Source organism: Pseudoalteromonas sp. BSi20480 (assembly GCF_000241365.1).
Lineage (GTDB): Bacteria > Pseudomonadota > Gammaproteobacteria > Enterobacterales > Alteromonadaceae > Pseudoalteromonas > Pseudoalteromonas marina.
Genome location: NZ_BADX01000038.1, coordinates 1 through 1,026, shown reverse-complemented (window position 1 = coordinate 1,026; position 1,026 = coordinate 1). Strand labels below are relative to the sequence as shown.

Annotated in this window: 1 protein-coding gene; it reads right to left on the bottom strand. The window is 35.7% G+C overall.

Annotated elements, in window-relative coordinates:
• Positions 1-22 precede the first annotated feature (22 nt).
• Entirely contained in the window at positions 23-418 is a 396-nt protein-coding gene (locus P20480_RS19765) for a hypothetical protein (RefSeq protein WP_008127658.1), read from the bottom strand.
• Between the last annotated feature and the right edge of the window lie 608 nt (positions 419-1,026).

Genomic DNA, 1,026 nt, shown 5'->3' with positions numbered 1-1,026 from the left:
ACAGTCCCGCTTTAAATTCTTGTTATGTGGCAGTACTTAAAAGCTCACTATTTTTCTTACTCACTAAGCTCCAAAATGTACTTGAGACATTATAAAAACGGTACAAAGGATATATTAATATCAATAAAAAAGTAATCAAATCACCAAAATCTCGATCATCGTAGTAAAGGTCAGATGGGCGCTTAAGTGTAGGTAAAGAGTCTTCTGTTTTGTTTGCCTCAATCTCCAATTCATCTTTAGATAAATTAACAACCTGTTGATTAGAATCGTAACGATAAATGAAATAGTCATCAGACTCGGTTGAACCATATAGAGCCTTATCAGTAATCCCGACCAATACAATATTACTGATGATAGCTTCACCACCTTCTCGAGTAGGCCATAAATACCATTTATCAGGAATATCAATTGCTCCCATAGTGAGTCCATCATTTATGGGAAGTGACCAATAATCTGTTAAAGGTGGATCTACATCTCTAACAAATTGACAAACCAGAGCATTAACAATAACTGCCAGCAAAAATAAGGAGCTAACTTTAATGGGAACCAAAAGAGTTGGTTAACTGTAATGTCAGTCTTTTTCTTTAGCAGCATAATTAACCGAGCAATTAACATCAGCGCGAGCCCAATAATACTTGCTACTAAGAAATAAAGAATCCCTACGATGATTAATTGAAAAAGAGGCCCCAAATTATACTCCTAGCCTGAATGCCACATAACAATTTAATAGTGCGCTCACTGCGCATATTTCTGCCGACTTAACGCTCATTTATCTACTTTTAACAAATTACCTAAGGTATTGCTATCACATAGTTTTCTAAATTTTTTAGGTAGAGTTAATAGAACCAATATGCGCGTGTCGCTTATTTTCATGAATATATGCGCAAAGCGTAGTTTCACCAATCAATTAAAGACGATATTTAGCCAAGCTCAACGACCGCTTTTCGCTCATAGCTGCCTGTCAGATCAAGTCTAAACCTATTTGCTTATACTGTCAGATCAGATATGAGCTACTACACTTAATTA